This is a genomic window from Aminobacter sp. P4_D5, assembly GCF_056401815.1.
The window spans coordinates 1-720 of record NZ_JBFUIP010000695.1; the positions used below are offsets into that span (position 1 = coordinate 1).

Sequence of the window (720 nt, forward strand, 5' to 3'; positions counted from 1 at the left end):
AGGCAGGGCCGCAGGGCATCACGGTGAATGCCGTGGCGCCGGGCTTCACGCGCAAGGATCCGGGCGCGCATGCCGCCTACAATGAGGAGCAATGGAAGCAGGTGGTGGCGAACATCCCGCTCGGCCGCCTCGGCACGCCGGACGACGTGGCCGCGATGGTTGCCTTCCTGGCTTCGCCAGCGGCGGACTACGTGACCGGCCAGGTGATTCACGTGAATGGCGGGCTGGTGGGTTAACTTCGGACCTTGCGGTAGCTGTCCTTCTTCGCGATCAGCCCGTCGCGAAGGATGAAAAGATCGACGCCGCGCACCTCGGTGCGCTCCCCGTAAAGATCGGTGCCCCGAAACGTCCACTCGCTGAAGCCGCGGCCATCGGCGACGACATGCACGGCGTCGCTCCAGCTTGCATCCGGCCAGTTTCGCCAAGCCCAGCCGAGCGTCTCGCGCAATGCGGCCTTGCCTTGCGACCTCGCACCGAAGACCTCGGGCCCGGCCGCCATGTCGAAGACGCAGTCTTCGGTGACGAGCGCGAGCAGCGCCTCGATGTCGTGGCGGTTGTAGGCCTCGGCGAAGGCCTCGAGCAGGGCGAGGCTCATTGGCCGGTCCAGCGCCGCAGCGCGTCGCGCATCGCCCCTTGGACGGTCAGGCCGATATCGGTCGGCGCCTCCGCCGGATACCAGTGGTCGCGGCCGGCGACGATGTGGCGCGCAGCGTCCACGCC

The 720-nt window shown here is 68.5% G+C and carries 2 protein-coding genes; one reads left to right on the top strand and one right to left on the bottom strand.

All coding sequences use genetic code 11. The annotated features are described in order from the left end of the window. On the top strand, positions 1 to 236 hold a 236-nt coding region (locus AC1DWF_RS34380; protein ID WP_476842961.1), incomplete at its 5' end, for an SDR family oxidoreductase. Here AC1DWF_RS34380 and AC1DWF_RS34385 read toward each other — a convergent pair. Next, complete coding sequence (locus tag AC1DWF_RS34385) at positions 233 to 595, bottom strand: nuclear transport factor 2 family protein (protein WP_476842962.1); 363 nt, start codon at positions 593 to 595, stop codon at positions 233 to 235. The genes AC1DWF_RS34380 and AC1DWF_RS34385 overlap by 4 nt on opposite strands. Between the last annotated feature and the right edge of the window lie 125 nt (positions 596 to 720).

What these genes read in the sequence shown, in the direction of transcription:
- AC1DWF_RS34385 (WP_476842962.1), bottom strand. Translation starts at nt 595, where the DNA reads ATGAGCCTCGCCCTGCTCGAGGCCTTCGCCGAGGCCTACAACCGCCAC.